The 419-nt window shown below is 61.6% G+C and carries 1 protein-coding gene; it reads left to right on the top strand.

From position 1 onward, the window contains the following. Positions 1 to 9: 9 nt before the first annotated feature. On the top strand, positions 10 to 419 hold a 410-nt coding region (locus tag GPA27_RS28555; protein WP_308446345.1), incomplete at its 3' end, for an ATP-binding cassette domain-containing protein.

Consider the following 419-nt stretch of genomic DNA (forward strand, 5'->3'; position numbering starts at 1 on the left):
CAGGAGGCAGTGATCGCCGCCAAGGCCGACAAGCTCCTGGCACAAGAAGAAATCTGGATTCGGCGTGGTGTGGAAGCGCGCCGCACCCGCAGCCAGAGCCGTATCAGCCGCTTGGAACAGTTACGCGCCCGGCGGGAGGCTCGCCGTGAGGTCGTTGGCAGTGTGCGCATGGATGTCGCCACCGGAAGCTCCAACGGCTACCAGGGCAAGATCGTGGCGGAACTGCAAGGAGTGAGCAAAGCCTTCGGCGACAAAACCATCGTTCACAATTTCTCCGGGACGATACTGCGCGGGGACAAAGTGGGCTTGATCGGCCCGAACGGCGCCGGTAAAACCACGCTGCTCAAGATTATCTTGGGCGAACTGCAGGCCGACAAGGGCACCATCCGGCAGGGAGCGAACCTGCAAGTAGCCTACTT

Source organism: Aromatoleum toluolicum (assembly GCF_012911005.2).
Taxonomy (GTDB): Bacteria; Pseudomonadota; Gammaproteobacteria; order Burkholderiales; family Rhodocyclaceae; genus Aromatoleum; species Aromatoleum toluolicum.